The organism is Empedobacter sp. R132-2, assembly GCF_030324375.1.
GTDB classification, from domain to species: Bacteria; Bacteroidota; Bacteroidia; order Flavobacteriales; family Weeksellaceae; genus Empedobacter; species Empedobacter falsenii_B.
Genome location: NZ_JACAGG010000014.1, coordinates 47381 through 74309, shown reverse-complemented (window position 1 = coordinate 74309; position 26929 = coordinate 47381). Strand labels below are relative to the sequence as shown.

The window sequence follows — 26929 nt, the reverse complement described above, 5'->3', positions numbered from 1 at the left end:
TTTGTCCAACTATAGCTTGTATCCTACTAAAGTGGGTGGATATTTTATGCCCTAAATTTATTTAGGACGCTATTGATAAAAAACAGGTAAAATATTTTCAAGGAATAGAATAATATGCAAAATGTATATATAACGAAAACGTCGAAGTTTTTGCCAAATCAACCAATTTCGAATGATGAAATGGAAGATTTTTTAGGGAAAATTAATCAAATTCCTTCAAAAGCTCGAAGAATCGTTTTAAGAAATAATGGAATCAAAACGCGTTATTACGCTCTCGATAAAACTGGAAATGTCACACATTCTAATGCAGAATTGACGAGTAATGCAATTACAAATTTATTTGATGCACAGTTTACAAAAAATGAGGTAGAAGTGTTGTCGTGTGGGACTTCAACGCCAGATTTGTTGTTGCCTTCTCATGCCGCGATGGTGCATGGTTTATTGCAAAATAATGTTTCGGTGGAGTTAAATTCTTCTTCGGGAGTTTGTAATTCGGGAATGAATGCGCTGAAATTTGGCTATCTTTCGGTAAAGTCGGGTAATTCTAAAAATGCAGTTTGTTCAGGTTCTGAGCGAGTTTCGACATGGATGAAAGCAGAAAAATTTGAGCATGAAGTTGACAATTTGAAAGAATTAGAAGAGCAACCAATTATAACATTCAAAAAAGATTTTTTGCGTTGGATGTTATCGGATGGTGCTGCAGCTTTTTTATTGCAAAATCAACCAAACGAAGATTCTATTTCGCTTAAAGTTGAATGGATGGAATCTTATTCTTACGCGCACGAATTGGAAACGTGTATGTATGCCGGAGGCGATAAATTATCGAATGGAGAAATGAAACCTTGGAGCGATTTTTCTTCGGAAGAATGGTTAAAAGAATCCATTTTTTCATTGAAACAAGATGTCAAAATTCTGAATGATAATATTTTGATAAAAGGCGTAGAAAGCATGAAAGCTGCAATGGATAAACATCAATTATCGTCAAATGAGATTGATTATTTATTGCCGCATGTGTCGTCAAATTATTTTGTTCAAGGTTTATATGACGAATTTTGTAAGAAAGACATTCATATTCCGTTAGAGAAATGGTTTATGAATTTAAGCAAAGTTGGAAATGTGGGTTCAGCGTCTGTTTTTTTGATGCTTGACGAACTTTTTCAAGAAGGAAACCTTAAAAAAGGAGATCGTATTATGCTTTGCGTACCAGAAAGTGGACGTTTTTCGTATTCGTACGCTTATTTAACAGTCGTTTAAAAAATGAATAAAATACAATTACCCAATCATTCGATAGAATTTATCAAACAATTGATTCCACAACGTGAACCAATTATTATGGTAGATGCTATTTTTGAATATGAAGAGGTAAAAGTTGTTGGAGGCTTAACAGTCAAAAATGATTCAATTTTTGTCGAAAATAATCAATTAAGAGAATCTGGAATATTAGAACACATGGCACAAACAGTTGCTTTGTATACAGGTTATCAATTTTATATTCGAAATGAATCAGCTCCAACTGGATATATTGGCTCGATGAAATCAATAGAGATTAATCGTTTGCCAAAAGTGAATGAAAATTTAACAACAACAGTAACTATTTTGCACGAAGTAATGGGAGTGACTTTGGTTTCGATTGAGACAAAGATAGAAGAAGAAGTAATTGCAAAAGGAGAGATGAAAACAGTGATTGCAGAAATATAATTTTATGAAAGTAAATCAGCAAATTGATATTCAACAATTTCTTCCGCATCGTGAACCAATGCTTTTTGTTGACACGATTTCTTGGATTGAGAAAACCTATGTTGAAGCTTTATTTACGATAAAATCGGATCAATTATTTATTCAGAACGAATATTTTACTGAAGTTGGTTTATTGGAAAATATGGCGCAAGTTTGTTCGACAATTATTGGACAAAACTATTTTATCAATTTTTCTGATGTACACAAAGGCGATGTAATCGGCTTTATTAGTACGATCAAACAAGCCGAAATTATGCAATTACCAAAAGTTAATCAAACCATTACAACAAAAGCAACGTTGTTAGAAGTTTTTGATTACGATGAATTTACAATTAGTTTGATGCAAGCAAAAGTTATCTTGAATGACGAAATAATTGCGACAGCTACAATGAATTTGATGCTTCAAAACCATAAAAAATGAAACAATCAGAAGTACCGCAAGATAAAGGACATCTCAAGGATTTCAACGAAGTTTATTACGCAATTGATGAACAGGGAGAATTTTCCCAAACATTGAGTGCGGGTTGGGAAGCGAAGAATATTGTTCAGTCTGAAACCTTAAAAATTTTGGAGGAACGTATAGAGAAAGCAAGACAAAAAGTAATTGATGGAAAAGCAAGTCCAATTTTATATTTCTTGGAATTGAAACGTATGGATTGGGAAATTTTGTCTAATTATGTCGGAATTTGGAAGATTTTTGTCAAAAGACATGCGAAACCAACTGTTTTCTCAAAATTAAAAGAATCAACACTAAAAAAATATGCCGAAGCTTTTGAAATTTCGGTTGATGAATTAAAAAACTTTGATGGAAACCATAACTGATTTTACACATTTTCAATCAGCACATTGCGAAAATGGAGTAGCATCTAATTTATTAAAAAATAAAGGAATTGAGATTTCAGAACCAATGATTTTTGGAATTGGCTCAGGACTTTTTTTTGTGTTTTTACCTTTTCTAAAAGTCAATCACGCACCTGCAATTAGTTATCGTCCGATGCCAGGAATGATTTTTAATCGTGCAGCAAAAAATCTTGGTATAAAGGTTAAACGTCATAAATTTCGCTCTACAAAATCTGCCCAAATATTCTTAGATGAACAGCTTTTGGCCAATCGACCTTGCGGCTTACAGGTTGGTGTGTATAATTTAACTTATTTTCCAGAAGAATATAAGTTTCATTTTAACGGACATAATTTAGTTGTTTTCGGTAAGCAAGATCAAACTTATTTAATTAGTGATCCTGTGATGCAAGAAACGACAAAGTTGACTGAAAATGAGTTAGAAAAAGTTCGTTTTTCGAAAGGTGTTTTAGCTCCAAAAGGACATTTGTATTATCCTGAATTTATTCCAGAAAATATAGATTTTGAGAAAGCAATTAAAAAAGGAATTAAGAAAACGTGTCGTGAAATGTTAGCACCAGTTCCGATTGTTGGAATTCGTGGAATTAGAATGGTTGCGAAACGAATTAAAAAAATGCCAAAGAAAATTGGGAATGCAAAAACGAATTATTTTTTGGCACAAATGATTCGAATGCAAGAAGAGATTGGGACAGGAGGTGGAGGTTTTCGATATATTTATGCTGCTTTTTTACAAGAAGCTTCACAAAAATTGAATCAACCAAATCTGAATGATTTTGCCTTAGAAATTTCTGCAATTGGAGATAAATGGAGAGATTTTGCTCTAAATGCATCAAGAGTTTATAAAAAACGAAACAATGCACAAGATATTTACGATGTGATTTCGGATCAATTATTAGAATTAGCAGATTTGGAAGAATCGTTTTTTAAACGTTTAAGAAAAGCAATTTAGCAACAGATGATTGAAATTGAAAAACTATATAAAAAATATAAAAATTCGGATGTTTTTGCGCTAGAAGATTTTTCTTTGACGATAAAACAGAACGAAATTCACGGTTTACTTGGTCCAAATGGAGCAGGGAAAACAACCTTGATGTCGATACTTTCAGGATTGATTAAACCAACTTCTGGTAATGTTGTGATTCAAAATTTAAATCAAAAAATAGATTTAAAAAAGATTCAGAAAATCATTGGAATTGTTCCGCAAGAATATGCATTGTATCCAACTTTGACTGCAAGAGAAAATTTAGAATTTTTTGGAAAGATTTATAAAGTTCCTTCAAAAGAATTGCACGAAAAGATTCATCTTTTGACTGAAAAAGTAGGAATGAGTAAGTTTTTGGATAAAAAAATTAATTCATTTTCGGGGGGAATGAAACGTCGTATTAATTTATTGGCAGGAATTCTTCATGAGCCAGAAATTCTTTTTTTAGATGAGCCAACTGTTGGTGTTGATATTCAATCAAAAATTGCGTTATTGGATTATTTACAAGAATTACATCAGCAAGGAATGTCGATCGTTTATACATCTCATCATATGGCAGAAGCCGAAGATTTTTGTACACAAGTTACGATTATGAATCAAGGAAAATCGATTGTAACAGCCGAACCTAAAGAATTAATCAAGCAAGTAAATGCGTATAATTTGGAGGAAGCTTTTGTTAATTTAACTAAATTATCGTGATATGTTGAGTCAACTTTTAGCATGTATAAAGAAAGAAATTTTATTACTTATTCGTGATATTGGCGGATTGGTGATTCTTTTTATTATGCCTTTGATTTTGGTTATTACGGTGACTAAAATTCAGAAAAGTACCTATGATTCTTTTGCTGAAGCGAGTATTCCTGTTCTATTTATTGATCATGATCAAGATAGTATTTCTGCGATTGTAAAAAAACATATTTCACATTCAGGAAATTTAAAAATTGTAACTGAATTAAATGGGAAAAAATTAACGGAAGATGAACTGAAAACTGAAGTTTTTAAAGGAAAATACCAAGTTGGAATTGTAATTCCAGCGAAATTATCAAAGGATTTGAATTATAAAATCAATCAAAATGTTGAGAAAATTTTGAACGAATTTGCTTTTGATAGCACGCAAGTTAAATATAATCAACAAGTCAATCCAAAAACGATTAAATTATACTTTGATCCTGCAACTTCACTGGCTTTCAAAGAAAATGTGTCGAATGTTTTGGATAAATTAATTACAGATACTGAGAATAAAAGTATTTACAAAGCATTTCAACAAGAGATGGGATCAAATGATTTAGGATTTCAAAATGAGAAGTTTATTCATTTTCAAGAGATTGTTCCTGAAGATTCTAAATCAGTTTTGAAACCAAATGTTACACAACATAATGTGCCTGCATGGACATTATTTGCGATATTTTTTATTGTTGTTCCGTTATCAATCAACATTGTAAAAGAAAAAAGTTTAGGCACACATATTCGATTATTAACAAGTCCAATGCCTTATTCTGTTCAAATTATTGGAAAAACCATCACGTATTTAATCATAAGTTTATTGCAATTTACAATGATTTTATGTATCGCTAAATTAGTTTTTCCATTAATTGATTTACCAGGTTTCAAAACGGATGGCATATTATTTTCTATTTACGGATTAACTGTATTTGCTTCTTTGGCAGCAATTGGATTAGGACTTTTAAGTGGTACAATTGCGAAAACCCAAGAACAATCTGCACCTTTTGGAGCGACTTTAGTCGTTATTTTAGCTGCAATTGGCGGTGTTTGGATTCCAGTTTTTGCGATGTCAGATTTTATGCAACATTTCGCGAAAATATCACCGATGAATTGGGCACTCGATGGCTATTATAGTTTAATCCTGAGAAATCAATCTTTTCTTCAGATTGTTCCGAATATTATTTTGTTAACTTTGTTCTATATTATTACCTTGTTTGCCGCTATATATTATGATAAGTTCAGAAGAGAAGATTAAAACATTAGTACATAATTCTAATTTCGCAGTACGATTCAATGAAACCGATCCGTTGGGAATCGTGTGGCATGGGAATTATATTACGTATTTTGAAGATGGAAGGGAAGCTTTTGGACGTCATTTTGGGATTAGTTATTTGGATATTCAGAAAAGTGGATTTGTAACACCAATTATTAAGTCGGTTTGTGAACATAAATTTCCATTGAAATATGGCGATAAATGTAGAATAGAAACGACTTTTGAAGATACTTTGGCAGCAAAAATGATTTTTAAATTCAAGATTTTTAATCAAGATGAAAAATTGGTTTGTATTGGAGAAACGACTCAAGTTTTTTTAGACAACGAAGGAGATTTAATGTTAACATTGCCACCATTTTTTGAAGAATGGAAGAAAAAAGTAGGGTTGTTGTAATGGAAAAAGTTTACATTAATCGCGCAAATATTTTCACGCCTTTCGGAAATTCTATTCAAACAAATTGGAATGAATTGTTGAAAGGAAATTCGGCTGTTTCTAAAATTGATTCATTTGGTCATTTAAAGAATTTTTATGCTGGGAAAATTGAGGATGAAATTTTCTTAAATTTAATAAATGAACTAAAATATAATCAACATTATACGCGATTAGAAATAATTGGTATTTCAGCTCTTCAATCTATTATTGAAAAATCAAAAATTAATTCTAAAACGGGATTTATTCTTTCAACAACAAAAGGTAATATTGATCAACTTTCTGATTCTTTAGAAAAAGCTTCAATTCCAAATTTTGCCAAGAAAATTGCAGATTATTTTGGATTTAAAACTGAACCAATTATCATTTCAAATGCTTGTGTTTCTGGAGTTTTAGCAGTTAATGTTGCAAAACGTTTCATTGAAATGGATGAGTTTGATGATGCATATGTTTTGGCTTTGGATGAGTTGACAGATTTTGTTTTGACAGGTTTCAATTCTTTTCAAGCAATGGGTTTTGAATTATGTAAACCATTTGACAAAGATAGAAAAGGTGTTAATTTAGGCGAAGCTGCGGCTTGTGTTTATCTTTCAAAAAGTCAAGAAGAAAATAGTTTTCAGATTTTGGGTGAATCTTCAATTAACGATGCAAATCATATTTCTGGACCATCTCGAACGGGTGAAGGTTTGGTCTTGAGTATAGAAGTCGCGATGAAAGAAGCCAATATTTCATCAAATGAAATTGATTATATTTCGGCACATGGAACGGCGACATTGTATAACGATGAAATGGAAGCAATTGCTTTTAATCGTTTACAAATGGATAAAACTCCGACAAATAGTTTAAAAGCTTTTTATGGACATACATTGGGCGCTTCTGGATTGTTGGAATTAATTATTGCGATGAAGCAAGCTGAAGAAAATTTAGTTTTGAAAAGTCATAATTTTAGTGAAATAGGAACTTCAGTTCCATTAAATATTTTGAATGAAAATCTTCAAAAAGAAGTCAATATTATCTTGAAAACTTCATCTGGTTTTGGAGGAAGTAATGCTGTAATTATTCTAAAAAAAGTTCAGAATGACTAAAGTTGAGATTAAAAACGAACAAGTTTGGTTGAATGATGAACTTCATTTTGAAGATTCTTCAGGAGATTTTGGTATATTTTCGAAAAATTTCTTCAAATCTTTCGAAATTGATTATCCAAAATTTTATAAAATGGATTATCAAAGTAAATTAGCTTTTTTAGCTGCCGAAATTTTGTTGAAAGATGAGAATACTTTAAATGAAAATCAAGATATTGCATTGGTTTTTGCAAATCGAAATTCGAGTTTAGAATCAGATTTGAAACATCAACAAAGTATTCAATCTACTGATGAAATTTTTCCAAGTCCTGCTGTTTTTGTTTATACATTAGCAAATATTTGTTTAGGTGAAGTAAGTATTCGTCATGGATTGAAGACAGAAAATGCTTTTTTTATTTCGAAAAATTTTAATGAAGAACAATTAAAAAAATATGCGAATTATTTAATTCGAAAAAACAAAGCAAAGAAAGTTGTTTTGGCTTGGGTAGATTATTTACAAGGTGATTACGAAGCGAAAATGTACTTAATAGATTAAAAACAATATTAGTTTACAATAAAAAATACTATGGAAAATTTAATTAACGACTTAAAAGTAAAAATTATCGAAATTTTAAACCTTGAAGATGTATCAGTAGAGGATATCAAAAATGATGATCCTTTATTTGGTGACGGTTTGGGATTAGATTCAATCGATGCTTTGGAGTTGATTGTTTTATTGGATAAAGAATATGGAATCAAAATTACTGATCCAAAAGAAGGAAAAACAATCTTTCAATCGGTAGAAGTAATGGCAGATTATATTGAAAAAAATAGAACAAAATAATGCATAAAAAAGTTGGAATAACAGGAATGGGAATTATTTCGGCAATTGGTAAGAATGTCGAAGAGAATTTCGATTCATTAATTCATCAAAAGCATGGTTTATCATGCCTTGAAAATTTTGATTCTATTCATAAAAATGAAATTTTTGTAGGTGAAATTAAATTATCGAATGATGAATTAGCAACTTTTTTAAACTTATCTTCAGAGAATAATTTCTCTCGAACAGCGATGTTAGGACTAATAGCTGTGAAAGAAGCTCTGAAAAATGCAGGAATCGAAAACGTAAATGAAGTCAGAACAGGACTGATTTCTTCGACAAGTGTGGGAGGAATGGATATGACGGAAAATTATTTTTTGGATTATGAAAACCTGCCCGAGAAACAAAAGTATATTTCGAGTCACGATGCGGGCGCTTCTTCCAATCAAATTGCAAATGAAATTGGTTTGAAAGGCTTTGTTTCTACAATTAGTACGGCTTGTTCTTCGGCTGCGAATGCGATTATGTATGGAGCGCGCTTGATTAATTCAGGAAAATTAGATAGAGTGATTGTTGGCGGAACGGATGCTTTGTCAAAATTTACCATTAATGGATTCAAAAGTTTGATGATTTTGAGTGATGAGTTTAATCAACCATTTGATGAAAATCGAAAAGGTCTAAATCTTGGTGAAGCAGCAGCTTATTTAGTTTTAGAATCAGAAGAATCAGTTCAAAAGTCAAATAAAAAAGTTCTTGGTTATTTAGTTGGTGCTGGAAATGCTAATGATGCATTTCATCAAACAGCTTCGTCTGAAAATGGAGAAGGAGCGTATTTGGCGATGAAAAAAGCGTTCGAAACTTCTATTATTCAGCCTTCAGAAATCGATTATATTAATGTTCATGGAACTGCAACAAACAATAATGATATAACAGAAGGTCGAGCTTTGAAGAGAATTTTCCGAGAAAATGTCCCTAATTTTAGTTCTACAAAACCATTTACAGGTCATACGTTGGCTGCTGCAGCGAGTGTAGAAGCGGTATTCAGTTTGTTGAGTATTCAACATAATCTTGTTTATCCAAATCTTAATTTTCAATCTCCGATTGAAGAGTTGAATATCTTTCCGACCACAAAATTGGAAAAGAAAGATATTGAATATGTGTTATCAAATTCGTTTGGTTTTGGAGGAAATTGTTCAACTTTAATTTTTTCTAAATCATGAAAGAAGTATTTGTAAACGGATTAGGCTTTGTAAATGTGCGATTTATAGATATAATAACTGATGATTTTCTTCCTTTAGAAGCTTCTATTACTAAGGCAAAATCGCCTTCGTTAAAAGATATTATTTCTCCTGCGATGAGTCGTAGAATGGCTTCTGGTGTAAAAATGGGAATTTATTCTTCTCTAAAAGCATTGAATGAGGCAGGAATTAAACAACCAGAAGCAATAATTACTGGAACTGCTTTGGGTTGTTTGGTTGATTCTGAGAAGTTTTTGACAAATATTATTCAAAACAAAGAAGAGTTTTTGACGCCAACAGCTTTTATTCAATCTACGCACAATACAGTTGGTTCTCAAATTGCTTTGCATCTTGGTTGTAATGCGTATAATTTCACGTATACAAATGGTTTTAATTCGTTTGAAAATGCACTTCTAGATGGTTTTTTACAAGTTGAAAATCAAGAAGTAAATAACGTTTTGGTTGGTGGAATTGATGAAATTGGAGAAAGAACATATCAGTTGTTACAATTAATTGGTGAGATTGAATCAGAAGAAAATCAAGGAATTAAATATAGTGAAGGTGCTCATTTTTGTGTTTTATCTAATAAAAGAAATGAAAATTCTTATACAAAAGTTTTAGATGTTTCTATTTTAAATCAATTTGAAGATTTATATTCCGAAATTTTAAAATTCATTCAATTGAATCATATTGATTTAACCGATATTGATTCGATTATTTCTGGTGAAAATTTATTGAATATTAATGATTTAAATCAACTTGAGTTATTTGGATACAAAGATTTTATTGGAGAATTTGGAACTTCCTCTGCTTTCGGATTTGTGTTAGGTTGTGAATTATTGAAAAATCAAACTTTACCAAACCAATTCAAAAAGAATGACGTAAAAGCTGAAAGTTATAAAAACGTACTTTTAGTGAATGGTCATAAAGGTAAAGATTTGAGTTTAGTATTGCTTCAATCGATATGAAATTCAGAGTAGTCACAATCCTTTTTGTAGTTATACTAATTTGTTTATCAATTGGTTGTTTTACAAAAGGTTTGTCTTTTTTTTATTTGTTTATACCTTTTATTATTTGGTTGTTATTGACAATTTTTGGAGCTTTTGAAATTCGATTTAACTATTTTTTGAAAGCTTATCATCGAGGAAATAATCATTCAGAGAAAATAATTTCTCTTACTTTTGATGATGGACCGACGGAATTTACACTAAGAATTTTAACCATTTTAGAAAAAAATAGTGCAAAAGCAACTTTTTTTTGCATTGGTAGACAAATCGAAAATTATCCTGAAATTCTTGAAATAACTCATCAATCAGGACATTTGATAGGGAATCATACATTTCATCACTCTTCTAAAAATGGTTTTTATTCAACAGAAAAAATCATTGATGAAATCGTTTCTACCAATCAACTTATTGGAGAAAAAATAAACGTTACGACGAAAATTTTTAGACCACCTTTTGGTGTCACAAATCCACATATAGCAAAGGCTTTAAATAAAACACAACATAATGTAATTGGTTGGGATATTCGTTCTTTGGATACAGTTATCAATGATGAAAAAAAATTATTGAACCGAATTACTGGTCGAATAAAGCCTGGTTCTATTATTTTGATGCACGATACTTCAGACAAAACTGCGAATGTTTTAGAGCAATTATTCGTATTTTTACAAAAGGAAAATTATAAAGTAGTTCCATTAAATGAACTCTTGAAAATTGATGTATATGAAAACTAAAATCTTCATTTTATTAGCTTTTTTTCACTTGACAATTTTTGCGCAAGAAAGTAAAATGAGTAATGCTGAAATTGAGAATTTCAAAAAAGATATTATAGCTGATTCTAAGAAAATACAAACGTTGACGGCTGATTTTACACAATATAAAGTGATGAGTTTCTTGGATAAACCAATTGTTTCGAAAGGAAAATTGTACTTGCAAAATCCTAAAGCGATGCGTTGGAATTATACACAACCAATTGATTATAATGTGATTTTTAACAATGGAAAAATTTACATTAATGATGAAGGGAAAAAATCGAGTGTAGATTTACAAGGAAATAAAAAATTTGAAAAATTAAATCAATTAATTGTCGGAAGTGTAAGTGGAAATTTGTTTGATACAAACGATTTTATCATAACTTTTGCGAAAACTGATAAATCTCGAATTGCAAAATTACAACCAAAAATAAAGGATGTAAAAAAGTACATCAAAGAAATTCAGTTGACGTTTTATTCAGGTCAATCAACGGTTACAGAAGTCAAATTAATTGAACCTTCGGATGATTACACGAAAATTTTATTTACCAACAAATCTTTAAATAAAACAATAAATGCGTCTGTTTTTAATCCTTAGTTTTTTCATTTTAACCTCTTGTGGAACGACTTACAAAATTGCTGATATACAAGAACAACAAAAGGATGAAAGGGAGTTTTTGAACCCATATTTTAGTTCAACTGATAAAGAGTATAGTTATCGTTTCAAGATTACGTTCATGAAAAAGGAAATGAAAGGTAATTTTGTTGTGAAAAAATTGGGTTACAACTCGCATCGTGTGGTAATGACGTCTGATTTTGGGAATACGTTATTCGATTTGTCAGTTACAGACCACGATTATACATTGAATTATGTAATGCCAGATTTGAAAAAAAAAGTGGTTGTAAAAACTCTTGCAGAAGATTTACAAGCTATTTTTAAGAATGATTTTCAAGTTGATGAGCATATAAAAACGACAGATCAAACGATTTTAAAATCAAAAGAAGTGAGTTTAATTTTTGCTAAGAATGAATCAAATTATTTTAAAGAATTGGTTCATTTAAAGAAGAATAAAATAAAAACGATTAATCAATTTTCAGGAGATCAAACAGATTTTCCTGATCAGATTTTAATCAAACATAATCACTTCAATTTAAGTATCACACTTACAAAAGTAAATATACAATTAGAGGAAGAGTAAACTAACGTACAAATCATCTTTTTTTAGATTATATTTGTAACTCAAAACTATTACAAATGCTTATTCCTAATCTATATATCATTAAAAATACTGAGAAAATTGATGAAAATAATTTTAAAGTTCAAATTGAATTAAATCCAAATCATCAAGTTTTCGAAGGTCATTTTCCAAATAACCCAATTACACCTGGTGTTTGCATGATGCAGATAATAAAGGAGATAACAGAAGGTTTTGTTTCGAAAGATTTGTTTTTGTCTAAAGTTTCGAATGTGAAATTTATGGCGACAATAAATCCGTTTATTAATCCTATTTTGGATTTGAGTTTGAATGTTGTTTGTGAAAATAATGAAGTGAAAGTGAAAAATTCTTCATTTTTTGAAACGACAAATGCGTTAAAATTTAGTGCAATTTATAAAGTTTTAGATTAATGAAAACTCTATTATCTATTTTTTTATCGGTTTCATTTTTCTTTGGATTAACCTTATCCGAATTGAGAACAGATTTTGAAAACGCTTCAAAATCATCGAATAATGTATCTATTTTGTATAATAAATTAGATAATTATTCAGGTGATAATCAAACAATTATTGCATATAAAGGTGCGTCTAAAATTCTGAAAGCAAGGTATATAAAAGATAAGGAAACGAAGAAACAATATTTTACAGATGGAGCAACTTTGATCAATAATTCGATAAAAAAAGACTCTAAAGATGTTGAAAATCGTTTAATTCGATTGATTATTCAAGAGAATATTCCAAAGTTTATCAAATACAATCAAAATATACAAGAAGATAAAACATTTATTGTCGAAAATTATAGTTCTGCACCAAAAGAAGTAAAAACTTTGGTGAAATCGTACGCCAAAAAATACAATACTTTTACAGCGCAACAGCTGAAAAAACTAAATTAATCAATGGATTTTTCGATTATTCGACATAAAATAGACGAACAAAAAGTTTGTGTACTTATTCCGACTTACAACAATCATAAAACATTGAAGCGTGTGATTGACGGAGTTTTAGATTACACGAATCAAATTATAGTTATAAATGATGGATCGACGGATTCTACTTCTGAAATTTTAAAAGATTATCAGAATCAGTTTATTGTAATTGAACTTCCAGAGAACAAAGGAAAAGGAAATGCACTTCGTATTGGTTTTAAAACTGCGCGAGAAAAAGGCTACCATTATGCATTGACAATCGATTCTGACGGTCAACATTTTCCATATGATATTCCAAATTTTATTACAGAATTAGATCAAAAAAATAAGCCTGTTTTAATTATTGGAAGTCGTCAAATGGAGCAAGATGGAATTCCGAAGAAAAGTAGTTTTGGAAATAAGTTTTCTAACTTTTGGTTTTGGTTCGAGACTGGAATTAAGCTGAATGATACACAATCTGGTTATCGTTTGTATCCGTTGAAATTTATTCCGAAAAAGTTTTGGACAAATAAATTCGAATTCGAAATTGAGATTATTGTACGAACAGCTTGGAAAGGAGTTGAGGTGACCAATATTCCGATTGATATTTTGTACGATCCAAACGAACGAGTTTCACATTTTCGTCCATTTCAAGATTTTACACGAATTAGTATTTTGAATACTTTTCTGGTTTTTTTGACAATTTTTTATATCAAACCACGAAATTTTTTCTTCAGTTTCAAAAAAAAAAATATACAAACATTCATTAAAGAAGATATTCTAGGGAGTAATGATAGCAATAAAGTAAAAGCGCTTTCAATTGCTTTGGGAATTTTTCTTGGAATCGCGCCATTTTGGGGCTTTCAAACTTTTTTATCCATTTTTTTAGCGTCGATGTTTCGTCTTAATAAAGTGATTAGTTTCTTTTGTTCCAACATTAGTATTCCGCCAATGATTCCGATAATTATTTATCTTTCTTTGTTGACTGGGGGATTTATTTTGCAAGACAATTTTCAATTGGATTTGAGTTTGGTTTCTTTTGAAATTATCAAAAAAAATCTGCTTCGTTATATTGTCGGAAGTTTAGTTTTAGCTACTTTTTGTAGTATTGTTAGTGGAATTGTAAGTTATTTTTTATTAATTTATTTCAGTCAAAAGACAATTAAGAATGCATAAATTTTTCTACAACATATTTTTACAAATCAAGGCAAATAAATGGTTGAGTGTATTATTTTTTATTCTCTTTTTACTTGGTTGTGTTTTTTTTTCAAATCGACTAAAATTTGAAGAAGATATTACGCGAATCATTCCGAAAGATGAGAAAAATGATGCAATGGCAAAGGTTATTGCTCAATTAAAATTTACGGATAAAGTTGCGGTGATTATCGAAAAAGATAAAGCTGGAACGTTGGATGATATGACGGCGCAAGCAACAGATTTTTTAGATAGTGTTCAGCCGTTAAGTAATTATTATAATGATATTCAAGGTCAATATGATTTAGATAATTTTGCTTCGACTTTTGATTTCGTTCATCAAAATTTGCCACTTTTTTTAGAGAAAGAAGATTATAAAAAGTTAGAACAAAAACTCTTAAAAGATTCGATTGCTTCTATTGTTGAAAGTAATTACAAAAGTTTGATTACACCGACTGGAATTGTTTCAAAAGAATTTATGTTGAAAGATCCGCTTGGGTTGACTTTTGTTGCATTAAATCGTTTAAAAGAAAAGAATTTGACGGATGATTTCGAAGTTTACAATGGATTTATTGTGACGAAAGATCATTCGAAATTATTTCTTTTTATCAATCCTAAATTTTCAGGAAGTGAAACAGAACATAATACTGAATTTGTTAATCGTTTAGAAGAAATTCAACAGCATTTAAATCCAGAATATAGCGGAAAATCAACATTGAGTTATTTCGGTTCAAGCTTTATTGCAGTTGCGAATGCAAAACAAATTAAACAAGATATTATAACAACCGTTTTGATTTCGATGATTACATTAATGATCATTTTAATTGTATTCTATCGAAAAATTTACATTCCGATAATTATTTTTATTCCTTCCGTTTTTGGTTTTTTCTTCGCTTTGGCACTTTTGTATTTTATTCAAGGTACAATTTCTGCAATTTCATTGAGTATTGGAGCAGTTTTATTAGGAATAACAATTGATTATTCGCTGCATATCATGACGCATTATAAGCACAATAGCGATTCTAAAACATTGTTTAGAGAGATTACGAAACCGTTAATCATGAGCTGTACGACAACAGCGATTGCATTTTTGTGTTTACTTTTTGTGAAATCAGATGTGTTGAAAGATTTAGGAATTTTTGCTGGAATAACAGTTATTGTTTCTGGTATTTTTTCTTTATTGATTATTCCACATTTATATCATCCAAAACAAGATGCGATTGAAAATAATTCTTCAATTATAGAGAAGTTAGCGTTCTTTTCATTTCATAATAACAAGATATTGATTGGTGCTTGTGTTCTTTTGATTATTGTGAGTTGTTTTACGTTTAATAATGTCAATTTTGATAAAGATTTATCCAAATTGAATTACGTTCCAACCGATCAAAAAATAGCGGAACAAAAGTTAGAAACATCGTCTAATTCTATCTCAAAATCGTTGTATGTTGTCAATTATGGAAACAATGTAGAAGACGTATTAAATGAAAATATTGCGTTAACAAATAAGTTACAAAAAGCAGAAAATAGAGATGAGATTTTAAGTTATAATTCTATTCAATCGTTGATTTTACCAATTTCTGTTCAACAAGAAAAAATATATGATTGGAAAAATTTTTGGAATTCAGATAAAGTGAATTTTGTAAAGAATGAATTTATCAAGGATGGAAAAAAATATGGTTTCAAAAAAGAAATTTATAATCAATTTTTCTCAATTTTTGATAAAGCATATCAACCTTTAAATTTAGAAGATTATAGAGCATTTAATCCGTCGCTTTTTGAAGAATTTGTTTCGCAAAAAAAAGGTTTTTATACGATTTCTACTTTAGTAAAATTAAAGGAAGAAAGCCGAGAAAACTTCATCAAACAATATCATAATAAAGAAACAATTGTAATTGATCGCAAACAGTTAAACGAAAATTTTTTAGGAAATTTAGTGACAGATTTTAATAATCTTGTCAATTACTCATTTATTGCTGTTTTATTAATATTGTGGTATTTCTTTCGACGTATAGAATTGGTTATTATCAGTGCGATTCCTATTGCGTTATCGGGCTTGGTTACTGCTGGATTGATGGGACTTTTTGATATTAAATTCAATATTTTTAGCAGTATTGTTTGTACATTGGTTTTTGGTCATGGTGTTGATTTTAGTATTTTTATGACGAGTGCTTTACAAAAAGAATATACGACCGGAAAAGATGAAATGCCTACTTATCGCACTTCGATTTTGTTAGCAGTTATCACGACAATTTTAGCAATTGGAGCACTTATTTTTGCTAAACATCCAGCGTTGAAATCAATCGCATCAGTTTCTTTAGTTGGAGTTGTGGCGGCACTAGTGATTACATTTATTTTCTACCCAATTTTATTTCGATTTTTCATCTCAAATCGTCCTAAAAAAGGTAAATCTCCAATGACGTTGTGGTTGGCAATTCAAAGTGGGATTTTCTTCATTTATTTTGGATTATTTGGTACAATAACGTCTTTAATCCTTCGATTTTTTATGCTTATTTTACCAATCTCGAAAGAAAAAAAATATAAACTTTTTGGATGGGGAATGTCAACTTTTATGAAATCTGTGTTGATGTTAAAGCCAACGGTTGTCAAGAAAATTATTAATCCAAATCAAGAAGACTTCAAGAAACAGTCAATCATAATTGCGAATCACACTTCGTTCTTGGATACGTTGGCGATTGGAATGTGTACGCCTAAAATTGTGTTCTTAGTGAACGATTGGGTTTATAAATCGCCGATTTTTGGTCGAGCTGTGAAAATGGCAGGTTTTTATCCTGTTTCAAACGGTGTTGAAAATAATATTGAAGAGATTAAAACTCGAATTGGGAATGAGTTTTCGTTGATGATTTTCCCTGAAGGAACACGTTCTCGAACGAATAATATTAATCGTTTTCATAAAGGTGCATTTTATTTGGCGGAGAAATTGAAACTTGATATTTTACCAATTTATATTCATGGAAATTCAGAGATTATTCCAAAAGGAGATTTTTTAATTTTTGATGGACATATTTATTCAATAATAGGTAAAAGAATTGCTTGGAATGATGAAAACTATGGTTTGAATTATTCAGAACGAACTAAAAGAATCAGTAAGGAATTTAAAAATAATTTTCAAGAAATTCGAGATAAATATGAAGATAAAAACTATTGGAAACAGAAATTATTTTTAAGTTTTTTGTACAAAGAATCTGAAATTATTCAAGTTGTAAAAAAGGATTTTAGTTTGAATAAATCTGTTTATCATCAATTAAATAATGCATTTACAAAAGATGAAAAAATAGTTCATTTTTCGAATGATTTTGGACAAATTGATTTTTTATTATTGATGCAACAAGCAAACCGAAAAATAATAACGTTTGTAAAAGAGGAAGAAAAGCGAGAGATTGCAGCAACAAATTACATTACAAAAATTCGTTCGTTAGAATATCGTTCTGATCTTGATGTTATAGATGATTATAAGACGCTTTTAATTTCTACTGATATTGAAAATATTTATCAAGAAACAATAAATCAATTTGAGAAAATTGTTGTTTTAAAGAATAGAAATATTGACGAATCACTTTTTACAAGTTTTGCCCAACAAACCGAAACAAATGAATACACAATTTACACAAAATAATTCTGAATCTCATTACGATGTAGTCGTTATTGGTAGTGGTTTGGGAGGACTTGTTTCTGCGCTTATTTTGGCAAAAGAAGGAAAGAAAGTTGTTGTATTAGAAAAGAACAATCAGTTTGGAGGGAATTTGCAAACTTTTGTTCGAAATAAAACAATTTTTGATACTGGTGTTCACTATGTTGGAGGTTTGGATAAAGGAGAAAATTTGTATAACTATTTCAGTTATTTGAATATATCCGACAAATTGAAATTGCGCCAGTTGAATAAAAATGGTTTTGATATGATTTCGTTTGATGATGATTCTCAGGAATATCCAATTGCGCAAACGTATCAGAATTTTGTTGATCAATTAGCTGTTTTTTTTCCTGAAGAGAGAGAAAATTTAATCAAATACAGCAAAAAATTAGAGGAAATTTGTTCTGCTTTTCCTATGTATAATTTGAATATCGGAACTTTTGCTGATGAAGAAGATTTTTTGTCGATTAATGCGAAAGAATACATCGATTCGGTTTTCACAAATAAGCGTTTGAAAGCGGTTTTAGTAGGAAATAATTTTCTTTATGTAGGACAAGCAGAGAAAACGCCTTTGTACATACACGCGCTTTCAGTTAACTCTTATATACATTCGGCTTGGAGATGTGTAAATGGAGGAAGCCAAATCGCGAAACTTTTGATCAAAGAACTGAAGAAATATGGAGGTGAAATTTATAAATACCAAGAAATAAAATCATTTGTACAAAACGAGAATGAAGAAGTAATTGGTTGTGAAACAACAAAAGGAAAACGTTTCTTTGGTAATTTATTCATTTCGAATATTGACATTAAAAAAACAATAGATATGTTAGGCGAGCGTAAGTTTGGTAAACCATTTTCTCGACGCGTCAAAAGCTTGGAAGTAACGCCTTCTGCATTTACTATTTATATTGTTTTTAAGCCAAAAAGTTTTTCCTATATCAATCATAATATTTATCATTTTAACTCGATAAATGATGTGTGGGACAGCTACGAAAAAACTACAAATGATTGGCCAAATACATACATTGCAACATTTAGTATGGATCAAAAAGATGAAGAGTATTCGGAAAGTATGACGGTTATGACGTATATGATGTTTGATGAAGTACAAAAATGGGAAGAATCGTATAATGTTGATATTAATGATAATTACGGAAATAGAGGAGAAGAATATGAAGAATTTAAACGTCAGAAAACGGAATTAATCATTCGTAAATTAGAGAAAAAATTTCCTGATATTAGAGAAAAAATTTCTTCAATTCATACTTCTACGCCTTTATCTTATCGCGATTTTATAGGTTCTGAAAAAGGAAATATGTATGGATATTTGAAAGATAGTAATCATCCGATGAAAACATTTATTTCACCAAGATCAAAAGTAAAAAATGTGTTTTTTACTGGTCAAAATGTCCGTGTTCATGGAGTTTTGGGTGTAACGGTTGGTGCATTTGTAACATGTTGCGAAATCCTTGGTGCTGACTATTTAATGAATAAAGTTCATCGTGAAATAAAACTAAATGCGAATGAATAAAACTATTTACTTTTTTACGTTTATTTTTTTTACGTTTATATCTTGTGGCATTAGAAAAAGTTTAGAAAATCGTCCTGATTTGTCTACTTTTCAATCAAAACAATATAGTAGAAATGAGATCAATGACTCACTTTTTTATATTGAAAATAATTTTTTTAAGAAAAATAAAACACAAAATTGGGAACTTTTTGTTTCGGGAGATCCGTTAGAAATTGGTCAAAAAACAGGTGTTTTAACGAAAGAATTATATGCTTTTCAAGAGCAATCTTTCATGAATTTGATAACTGATTTTATTCCTTCTGAAAAGCGCAGAAAATTTCTTTTCAAAGTACTCAAATATTATAATCGAGATTTACATAAATATGTCAACAACGAATATAAAGCACAAATTTATGGACTTTCTGAGTCTGCAAATAGCCACTATGATTCGTTAATAGACAAATATAATCGTAACCTTTTTTTACATGGGGCGCACGATATAGGACATGCTATGCATGATTTGATGTTGGTTGGTTGTTCATCTTTGGCTGTTTTGGATAATAAATCTGAAGATGGAGGTTTGTTGATTGGTCGCAATTTTGACTTTTATGCAAATGATGATTTTGCGAAGAATAAAATAGTTTCGTTTGTCAAGCCAAATTCTGGTTATCCATATATGTCGGTGACTTGGTGTGGAATGATTGGTGTTTCGTCTGGAATGAATCTGGAAGGGCTTACAGTAACGATAAATGCGGGAAAATCTTCTATTCCACTTAAAGCAAAAACGCCTATTTCTCTCGTTGCTTTAGAAATTTTACAATATGCCTCAACGATTGATCAAGCAATTGAAATAGCAAAGACTAAAAAGGTTTTCGTTTCTGAGAGTATCATGATTGGTAGTTCAAAAGATCATCGTGTGGTGTTGATAGAAATTTCTCCTAAAAAGTTTGGTGTTTATGAAGTTCAAAATCAACCTTATTTAGCTTGTACTAACCATTTTCAGAGTGATGTTTATTTGGATGATAAGCGAAATAATATTCAAAAAGAGGAAAGTCATTCGGTTTATCGTTTTGAAAAAATTGAAGAACATCTTTCGAATGAAAATAAGCTAAATCCCACTAAAATGGTTGAATTATTGCGTGATACAAATGGTTTGAAAAACACTAAATTAGGTTACGGAAATGAAAAGGCTTTGAATCAACTATTGGCGCATCACGCAGTTGTTTTTCAACCAGATAAACGATTGGTTTGGGTTTCGTCAAATCCATATCAATTAGGTGAGTTTACAGCTTATGATTTGAATAAAATTTTTAATGATTCTATTTCAAATTATATGTTAAATGTAGATAGTTTGAGAATAGAAAAAGACAAGTTTGTCTTATCTGCTGATTATTCTAATTATGAAAAATATCGTGAACAAACACACCAAATAAGTAAGTTGATAAAAGAAAATAAGAAAATTGATGAAACTTTTTTAACAAGTTACATTCAAAATAATCCTGATTTTTGGTTGGTTTATGACAAAGTTGGTGATTATTATTTTCAGCAGAAAGATTATCAACAAGCGAGTTTTTATTATAAATTAGCATTGACAAAGGAGGTGACTACAGTTCCTGACCGAAATAAAATTCAGAAAAAATTATCCAAATGTTCTCGAAAAACGCGTTAACATCCTTAGAACTTCAATCTTTAGAAGAGATTAAAGAATTTCAAAATCAGAAACTTCAAGAACAGATAAAGTATCTTGCGACGCATTCCAAATTTTATCAAGATTTATTCAAAAAATATCAAATTGATTGGAAATCTATTCAAACAACGGAAGATTTAAAATTAATTCCTGTTACAACGAAGAATGATTTGCAACAATATAATTTTGATTTTTTATGTGTTCCATTAACTGAAATTATTGATTACTCAACAACTTCTGGAACTTTAGGTGATCCTGTAACATTTGGTTTGACGGATAAAGATTTAGATCGTCTGGCAGCAAATGAAATGAATTCTTTTCAACGAATTGGGGTTCAAAAAGGTGATGTTGTACAATTGATGACAACGATTGATCGTCGTTTTATGGCTGGTTTGGCGTATTTTCTTGGTTTGAGAAAAATAGGCGCGGGCGTTATTCGTGTTGGTGCTGGAGTTCCGCAATTGCAATGGGATTCTATTTTAAAATATCAACCCAAATTTTTGGTTGCTGTTCCATCTTTTTTATTGAAAATGTTAGATTATGCAGAGAAAAATAACATCGATTATCAAAATTCATCCGTAAAATCGGTTTTGTGTATTGGAGAGTCGTTGCGTGATAAAGATTTGAATTCGTCTTTGTTGGCGCAAAAAATAAATTCGAAATGGGATATTCAACTTTTTTCGACTTATGCTTCAACCGAGATGGGAACAGCGTTTACAGAATGTAATGAATCGGTTGGAGGACATCATCAGCCAGATTTGATTATCACAGAAATTTTAGACGAGAATAATGAAGTTGTACAAGATGGTGAATTAGGTGAATTGACAATTACAACATTAGGAATAGAAGGAATGCCTTTATTGCGTTTTAAAACAGGTGATTTAGTACGCAAACATTCCGATAAATGTATATGCGGGAGTAATTCGTATCGATTAGGACCAGTTGAAGGTAGAAAGCAACATATGATAAAGTACAAAGGAACAACCTTGTATCCGCCAGCTTTACATGATATTTTGAATCATTTTGATGAAATCAAATTACATTTAATCGAAATTTATTCGAACGAATTTGGAACAGATGAAATTTTAATTCGATTAGTTTCAACAGACGAAACCGATGATTTTTTAGCAAAAATAAAAGATTATTTCAGAGCAAAATTACGCGTAACGCCTTCTATAAAATTTGAAACTTTTGAAGAATTACAATCAATTGTTTTCAAGCCAGAAAGTAGAAAACCAATTACGTTTGTTGATTATAGAGAAAGTTAAATATATGAAATAAAAAGTCCACTGAAAGTGGACTTTTTATTTGAAAATATCTTATTTTAAATAAGTATCAGAATTTCTTGCCGGGCTTTTAACCTCTGGCCATTCTTGCTGTTTTCCGTCTCTACCATTAGGTAAAATACGACGCTCACGACTTACTAAATCTTTTTCTTGATCTGCCATCATCGTTAAAGTAGCACTCAAAATTGCATTCGTTTGTACTTCTTCAAAAACGATTTTATCATACGTATCTTTGTTTGTGTGCCAAGTATACGTACCGTAACCCCAATTTAATGAACTAAGTCCGAAAGCTGGCGCTCCTGCAGCGATAAAAGATGCATGATCCGATCCTCCACCACTTGGCATTCCAGGGAAATCTGTCTTGATTTCTTTCGTAATAAAATTAGGAACAGCTTGTAACCAGCGCGTCATGTATTCATATGATTTTTCAAAACCAGATCCATTGATGTTTACTACACGTCCTGTTCCATTATCTTGGTTAAATACAGCTTGAGTGTTTTTAATAATTTCTGGATGATCTTCTACAAAAGCACGAGAACCATTCAATCCTTGTTCTTCACTTCCCCATAAACAAATCAAAATTGTACGTTTGTTATTTGGGTATAATTTTTTGATTGTACGAATTGTTTCCATCATTGTGATAGTTCCAGTTCCGTTATCTGTTGCTCCTTGCGCTCCATCCCAAGAGTCGAAGTGAGCAGAAAGAATAATGTACTCGTTTGGTTTTTCTTTTCCTTTAATTTCTCCAATAATATTGAATGTTTTCGCAACTCCATTGTGTTTAGATTGTGCATTAACAGTCAATTTTGGAGCAGTTCCATTTTCAGCTAAACGATATAACATTCCGTAATCTTCATTCGAAATATCTAACATTGGGATAGTTTTCGTTTTTGCACCAAAAATTCTATTTGCTCCCATAATTCCTGTCCAATAAGAAATTGCAACCGCTGCAGCTCCATTTTTCTCAAAAACTTCTGGAAGTGTATTGTTGTTGTAACCTGTCACTTTTATAGAATTTGCCCAAGCTTCGGCTTCAGCTTTTCTTGTTTCAGTAACTTTTTTATACAAATCCTCTAAACCAAAATCTTTGTATTGATAATCAGAACGTCCATATGATTGGTTTTGTGACATCAAAACAACTTTTCCTTTTACAGAAGGTAACCATGCGTCAAATTCAGCTTTTGTTTTGAAAACAGGCATTGCGATAGCATCTGCATTCACAGCTTTTTTAGTTGCTGGTGACCATGCTAATTGAGTAGCTTCGATAGATTTTGCTCTTGGATACGTCATATCAACATGCGTTATTCCGCGCTCCCATGCTTTCCATGTTCCATAATCTTCACGGCGGGCATCAATTCCCCAAGATTTCAACGTTTTAATTGCCCATTCTCCTGCTTGATCCATTTGTGGAGTTCCTACTAAACGAGGTCCGATTCCGTCTAATAATTCGTGCGAAATTTTCTTCAACTGCGAATTATTTTGAATTTCGGTTACAAAACTTTGTACAGTTGGGTCTAATTTTTCTTGTGCTTGCGCATGTACCGCAATAGACGATAATACAATTGTAGAGTAGGTTAATGTGTTAATCAATTTCATAATTAAAGTAATTTCGTGTGATAAATTTTACAAATTAGGTCTAAAATAGAATATTTTGTGAAATAAAAAAAGACATCTGTAGATGACTTTTGTGTAATTATGTTTTTTTGAAAATATAGTATTGTTTTTTAACTATCTTTCATTTTAATGAATCGATTATTTTGTAGCACAAATATTTTGTCAGGGTTATAGGCATGATTCTTTTTCGATTCTTCATTTAATGGAAAAACCGTAATTGCTAAAACTGGAAAATCATTGAAACTAAATATCTGTAAATTAATGTTTTTATATAAATATTCGTCCTGAGAAAAATTTGCATCAAGTAAATTGTAATAATTAATCAATTCGACATCGCTCATAATACTTTCGGTTAAATTTTCTGGATGATAACCAACAAATAATAAACCTCCCTGACCATGCAGCATTGCATAAATATTTTTTTCAATTTCTTTCGGACAATTCTTTTCTAAAAACTGAACATAATTAAAATATTGATAATGAAAAAGATGATCGTAAAGACAATCTAAAATAAATTCGCGGTTCGAAATATTATTTATAAAAATTGTCTTGTTGGGTTATTCCACAAAAAAGGTGTGTCTAAAATTTCAAAATGATCAACATTAATATCAAAATTTGAGAATAGATTTTTATTTAATTTTATTGCATCTATTTATTCTTCAAAACCTAAGTTTTTCAGTAATTTATATTCGATTATTAAATGATTAAGTTGTTCAGAATAATTAATTTGTTCAGAGTTTTTTAAAGAATAAATTTCATATTCGTTGTCTTTTTTTAAAGTATCGAAATCTTCATTTAAAACAAAAGACAAACTAATTCCGTAAGGAAAAATATTTTCATTTGGAGTGATAAAAATAGCTTCTTGATTAATTAGTTTTAAGCGTTTGTAATTATTTCCGTTAGGAAAATTGATTTCAGTATTTATTCGATCAATTGCTTTTGGTTGAATAAAATTGCTTTCAATTTGTAGCAAACCTTCATTTGAAATAATTTCGATGTAATTTTAAGAAAACTAAAAGCATCCAACCTGTTTTTTAATCCATTATCCGAATTAAATTCAGTGATTTGAAATTCTTTTGAGCTTGTGCAAAAACGTGTTTTTACAACATAAGTTATTGTAGATAAAATGTTTTTGTGCATAGTTAAGTTTTAGTCTTTTGTAAATGTAAAAGATTAGTTTTTAATAATTTTAACTAAAAAGCACTTTTTTCTAAAAATTATTAAGTGTTTTTGGTAAAAACTTTTTCATTCCGCTTTCGATAAAATAGTTACTTTTTTGAACATTGTTTTTGAGGAAATGATAAAATTATAAATTTTATTTAAACAAAAATCCTCAACTCCGAAGAATTGAGGATTTAATAACCAACTAAAATTAACTATATCTATGAAATTTGTATGCTACGTTTTTCTTTTGGTAAAGCTTCTTCTTTTTTAGGTAAAACTAATTGTAAAATTCCGTTTACATAAGATGCTTCTATTTTGTCTTCGTTTATGGTTTCTGGCAATGTAAAAGCTCTTTTGAAACTTGAAAAATTAAATTCTCTTCTCGAAAATTTTTCATCTTTTACTTCTTCATTTTGTTTAAATTCTGATGAAATTTTCAAAATATTTTCATCAATTTCAATTGAGAAGTCTTCTTTGTTTAAACCTGGTGCAGCTAATAAAATCTCGAAACTATCTTCGTTTTCTTTGATATTTACTGCAGGAAATTGATTTTGAGAATTTACAAAAGTTTCAAATTTTGGACGCATTTCATTTTCAAATCCAAAAGGAAAATAATTTGCTCTGTTTTTTCTAACTGTATTCATGTCTTGTATGTTTAAATTTTTGATTTCATTGTTCATGCTTACTTCTTTTCAAATTACATGCAAAATGATTTTATCGGACAAAATGACTTGTTTTGCAATTTGTTTAATGTCAAAAAGTCCGAATAATAAATTTAACGCATAAAAAATCCTGAAAAATTGACTTTTCAGGATTTGAATTTATTTTAGAATGATCTAAAAATATATTTTATTTGAATACATCGTCTAAAACTTTTGCTAAACGAATTCCTCCTTTTAACAATTGATCTTCAATGATAAATTTATTATCAAAATGGTAACGGTAACCTAATTTATCGTCCATTTTTACTCCTGCATAGATATTGTTTGCAAGAATGTACGAACCATAAATCCAATCAGCATAAGTACCTTCTTTCATTGCTTTTTGATGTTCTTTTGACGCAATATCCAATAAATTAGAATATTCTGTGTAAGAATAGTTTTCGTAATCTACCAATTTAGAATCCCAAACGGTGTGGATATTTACTTTATCACGGAACCATTCAACTTTGATACGATTTCCTCCCAAATCATCTGGGCGACCAACGTGAAGTGGTTGATGTGCATCACCAAGAATGTGAATCAAGAAATATAAATCGTGTTGTTTTTGCTCGATTGTAAGGTTTTTATTGTTTTTTAATTCATTCATTAAAAACAAACCTTTTTTGTACATGTTTTCATCTGAAGTTTGCTCTAAAGCAGCATCAAATTGTTGACGATTTAAATCTCCAGGAATGTTAACATAGTGATAAGAATCTGCATGTTTCCAAGAATCATCAGACTTGATAAAATCTGGCCAGTTTGCCCAATAAGCTAACTTTTGTGGACCAATAATTTTTGTAATTTCTTTACGAGTTTTCTTGCTAATGTGTTGTTCTGCAATCTGAGAAACCACTCGGTGACCTGTTAATCCCCAAGCTAAAGCACTTTCTGAAGCCAAAAATGCACCTAAAAGCATTGCACTTCCTATAATTTTTTTCATTGTGTGAGCTCGATTTTTGACAAAGGTAAGGAAAGTTAATTATTGATGAATTATGATTAATACTATTAAAATAATGTTTGATTATATATTAATGGGAATAATTCTAAATCAAAAGGATTATTAGTATTTGTACAAAATATAAGAGGTAAATCTTCGTAAGTAATCAAGCACCAACTTATATCATC

28 protein-coding genes are annotated in these 26929 nt (G+C 30.1%); 23 read left to right on the top strand and 5 right to left on the bottom strand.

What is annotated here, in order from left to right:
- Positions 1–114 precede the first annotated feature (114 nt).
- From darB to flxY, 23 genes are read left to right on the top strand one after another with little or no spacing between them, the layout of a single operon-like run.
- The gene (gene darB, locus HXZ69_RS08420) at positions 115–1254 is read left to right on the top strand and encodes a dialkylresorcinol biosynthesis protein DarB (protein ID WP_286495645.1); all 1140 of its coding nucleotides are present in this window, start codon (positions 115–117) and stop codon (positions 1252–1254) included.
- A 3-nt stretch (positions 1255–1257) separates the two neighbouring features.
- Positions 1258–1698, top strand: a complete 441-nt coding sequence (locus tag HXZ69_RS08415) for a hotdog family protein (RefSeq protein WP_286495644.1) — start codon at positions 1258–1260, stop codon at positions 1696–1698.
- A 4-nt stretch (positions 1699–1702) separates the two neighbouring features.
- A complete protein-coding gene (locus tag HXZ69_RS08410) occupies positions 1703–2158 on the top strand; it encodes an ApeP family dehydratase (RefSeq protein WP_280061646.1) in 456 nt (151 codons plus the stop codon).
- A complete protein-coding gene (gene DarG / locus HXZ69_RS08405; RefSeq protein WP_286495643.1) occupies positions 2155–2559 on the top strand; it encodes a flexirubin biosynthesis protein DarG in 405 nt (134 codons plus the stop codon). Before HXZ69_RS08410 ends, DarG begins: the two co-directional genes overlap by 4 nt.
- Positions 2543–3544 carry a BtrH-related acyltransferase DarH gene (gene darH / locus HXZ69_RS08400; RefSeq protein ID WP_286495642.1) on the top strand — a complete coding sequence of 334 codons (1002 nt, stop codon included), beginning with the start codon at positions 2543–2545 and terminating at the stop codon, positions 3542–3544. Before DarG ends, darH begins: the two co-directional genes overlap by 17 nt.
- A 6-nt stretch (positions 3545–3550) precedes the next feature.
- Complete coding sequence (locus tag HXZ69_RS08395; RefSeq protein ID WP_286495641.1) at positions 3551–4276, top strand: ABC transporter ATP-binding protein; 726 nt, start codon at positions 3551–3553, stop codon at positions 4274–4276.
- A gap of 1 nt (position 4277) precedes the next feature.
- Entirely contained in the window at positions 4278–5555 is a 1278-nt protein-coding gene (locus HXZ69_RS08390) for an ABC transporter permease (RefSeq protein ID WP_286495640.1), read from the top strand.
- Positions 5530–5967: an acyl-CoA thioesterase gene (locus tag HXZ69_RS08385; protein ID WP_286495639.1), complete on the top strand. Its 438-nt coding sequence runs from the start codon at positions 5530–5532 to the stop codon at positions 5965–5967. Before HXZ69_RS08390 ends, HXZ69_RS08385 begins: the two co-directional genes overlap by 26 nt.
- On the top strand, positions 5940–7088 hold the full coding sequence (locus HXZ69_RS08380) for a beta-ketoacyl-[acyl-carrier-protein] synthase family protein (RefSeq protein ID WP_286495638.1): 1149 nt from the start codon (positions 5940–5942) through the stop codon (positions 7086–7088). Before HXZ69_RS08385 ends, HXZ69_RS08380 begins: the two co-directional genes overlap by 28 nt.
- A complete protein-coding gene (locus HXZ69_RS08375; RefSeq protein ID WP_286495637.1) occupies positions 7081–7620 on the top strand; it encodes a 3-oxoacyl-ACP synthase in 540 nt (179 codons plus the stop codon). The genes HXZ69_RS08380 and HXZ69_RS08375 overlap by 8 nt, the downstream gene beginning before the upstream one ends.
- A gap of 30 nt (positions 7621–7650) precedes the next feature.
- Positions 7651–7908: a phosphopantetheine-binding protein gene (locus HXZ69_RS08370; RefSeq protein ID WP_019975316.1), complete on the top strand. Its 258-nt coding sequence runs from the start codon at positions 7651–7653 to the stop codon at positions 7906–7908.
- Entirely contained in the window at positions 7908–9104 is a 1197-nt protein-coding gene (locus tag HXZ69_RS08365; RefSeq protein WP_280051371.1) for a beta-ketoacyl-[acyl-carrier-protein] synthase family protein, read from the top strand. Before HXZ69_RS08370 ends, HXZ69_RS08365 begins: the two co-directional genes overlap by 1 nt.
- Entirely contained in the window at positions 9101–10090 is a 990-nt protein-coding gene (locus tag HXZ69_RS08360) for a beta-ketoacyl synthase chain length factor (protein WP_286495636.1), read from the top strand. The genes HXZ69_RS08365 and HXZ69_RS08360 overlap by 4 nt, the downstream gene beginning before the upstream one ends.
- Positions 10087–10860 carry a polysaccharide deacetylase family protein gene (locus HXZ69_RS08355; RefSeq protein ID WP_280051373.1) on the top strand — a complete coding sequence of 258 codons (774 nt, stop codon included), beginning with the start codon at positions 10087–10089 and terminating at the stop codon, positions 10858–10860. Before HXZ69_RS08360 ends, HXZ69_RS08355 begins: the two co-directional genes overlap by 4 nt.
- Positions 10850–11476, top strand: a complete 627-nt coding sequence (gene lolA2, locus HXZ69_RS08350; protein ID WP_409410633.1) for a flexirubin biosynthesis/transport protein LolA2 — start codon at positions 10850–10852, stop codon at positions 11474–11476. Before HXZ69_RS08355 ends, lolA2 begins: the two co-directional genes overlap by 11 nt.
- A complete protein-coding gene (gene lolB2 / locus HXZ69_RS08345) occupies positions 11454–12077 on the top strand; it encodes a flexirubin biosynthesis protein LolB2 (protein WP_125350373.1) in 624 nt (207 codons plus the stop codon). Before lolA2 ends, lolB2 begins: the two co-directional genes overlap by 23 nt.
- A 56-nt stretch (positions 12078–12133) precedes the next feature.
- Positions 12134–12505 (top strand): ApeI family dehydratase, encoded by a 372-nt coding sequence (locus HXZ69_RS08340; protein WP_125350372.1) that lies wholly within the window; start codon positions 12134–12136, stop codon positions 12503–12505.
- Entirely contained in the window at positions 12505–12987 is a 483-nt protein-coding gene (locus HXZ69_RS08335) for a hypothetical protein (protein WP_280049826.1), read from the top strand. Before HXZ69_RS08340 ends, HXZ69_RS08335 begins: the two co-directional genes overlap by 1 nt.
- A 3-nt stretch (positions 12988–12990) precedes the next feature.
- Positions 12991–14175: a DUF2062 domain-containing protein gene (locus tag HXZ69_RS08330; protein ID WP_286495633.1), complete on the top strand. Its 1185-nt coding sequence runs from the start codon at positions 12991–12993 to the stop codon at positions 14173–14175.
- Complete coding sequence (locus HXZ69_RS08325; RefSeq protein WP_286495632.1) at positions 14168–17827, top strand: MMPL family transporter; 3660 nt, start codon at positions 14168–14170, stop codon at positions 17825–17827. Before HXZ69_RS08330 ends, HXZ69_RS08325 begins: the two co-directional genes overlap by 8 nt.
- Positions 17802–19373 carry a phytoene desaturase family protein gene (locus tag HXZ69_RS08320; protein WP_286495630.1) on the top strand — a complete coding sequence of 524 codons (1572 nt, stop codon included), beginning with the start codon at positions 17802–17804 and terminating at the stop codon, positions 19371–19373. Before HXZ69_RS08325 ends, HXZ69_RS08320 begins: the two co-directional genes overlap by 26 nt.
- The gene (locus tag HXZ69_RS08315) at positions 19360–21021 is read left to right on the top strand and encodes a C45 family autoproteolytic acyltransferase/hydrolase (RefSeq protein ID WP_286495628.1); all 1662 of its coding nucleotides are present in this window, start codon (positions 19360–19362) and stop codon (positions 21019–21021) included. The genes HXZ69_RS08320 and HXZ69_RS08315 overlap by 14 nt, the downstream gene beginning before the upstream one ends.
- The gene (gene flxY / locus HXZ69_RS08310) at positions 21000–22307 is read left to right on the top strand and encodes a flexirubin biosynthesis putative acyl-CoA ligase FlxY (RefSeq protein WP_219034299.1); all 1308 of its coding nucleotides are present in this window, start codon (positions 21000–21002) and stop codon (positions 22305–22307) included. The genes HXZ69_RS08315 and flxY overlap by 22 nt, the downstream gene beginning before the upstream one ends.
- 51 nt (positions 22308–22358) lie before the next feature.
- Here the strand turns inward: flxY and HXZ69_RS08305 are convergent, their stop codons facing one another.
- The 5 genes from HXZ69_RS08305 to HXZ69_RS08285 form a co-directional block, all read right to left on the bottom strand.
- Positions 22359–23921, bottom strand: a complete 1563-nt coding sequence (locus HXZ69_RS08305) for a M20/M25/M40 family metallo-hydrolase (RefSeq protein WP_125350368.1) — start codon at positions 23919–23921, stop codon at positions 22359–22361.
- Between the two features lie 128 nt (positions 23922–24049).
- The gene (locus HXZ69_RS08300) at positions 24050–24346 is read right to left on the bottom strand and encodes a hypothetical protein (protein WP_286495627.1); all 297 of its coding nucleotides are present in this window, start codon (positions 24344–24346) and stop codon (positions 24050–24052) included.
- A 245-nt stretch (positions 24347–24591) separates the two neighbouring features.
- Positions 24592–24912, bottom strand: coding sequence for a hypothetical protein (locus HXZ69_RS08295; RefSeq protein WP_286495626.1), 321 nt, complete (start codon positions 24910–24912; stop codon positions 24592–24594).
- A gap of 409 nt (positions 24913–25321) precedes the next feature.
- Positions 25322–25747, bottom strand: a complete 426-nt coding sequence (locus HXZ69_RS08290) for an Hsp20/alpha crystallin family protein (RefSeq protein ID WP_286495625.1) — start codon at positions 25745–25747, stop codon at positions 25322–25324.
- A 205-nt stretch (positions 25748–25952) separates the two neighbouring features.
- On the bottom strand, positions 25953–26744 hold the full coding sequence (locus tag HXZ69_RS08285) for a S1/P1 nuclease (protein WP_286495624.1): 792 nt from the start codon (positions 26742–26744) through the stop codon (positions 25953–25955).
- Between the last annotated feature and the right edge of the window lie 185 nt (positions 26745–26929).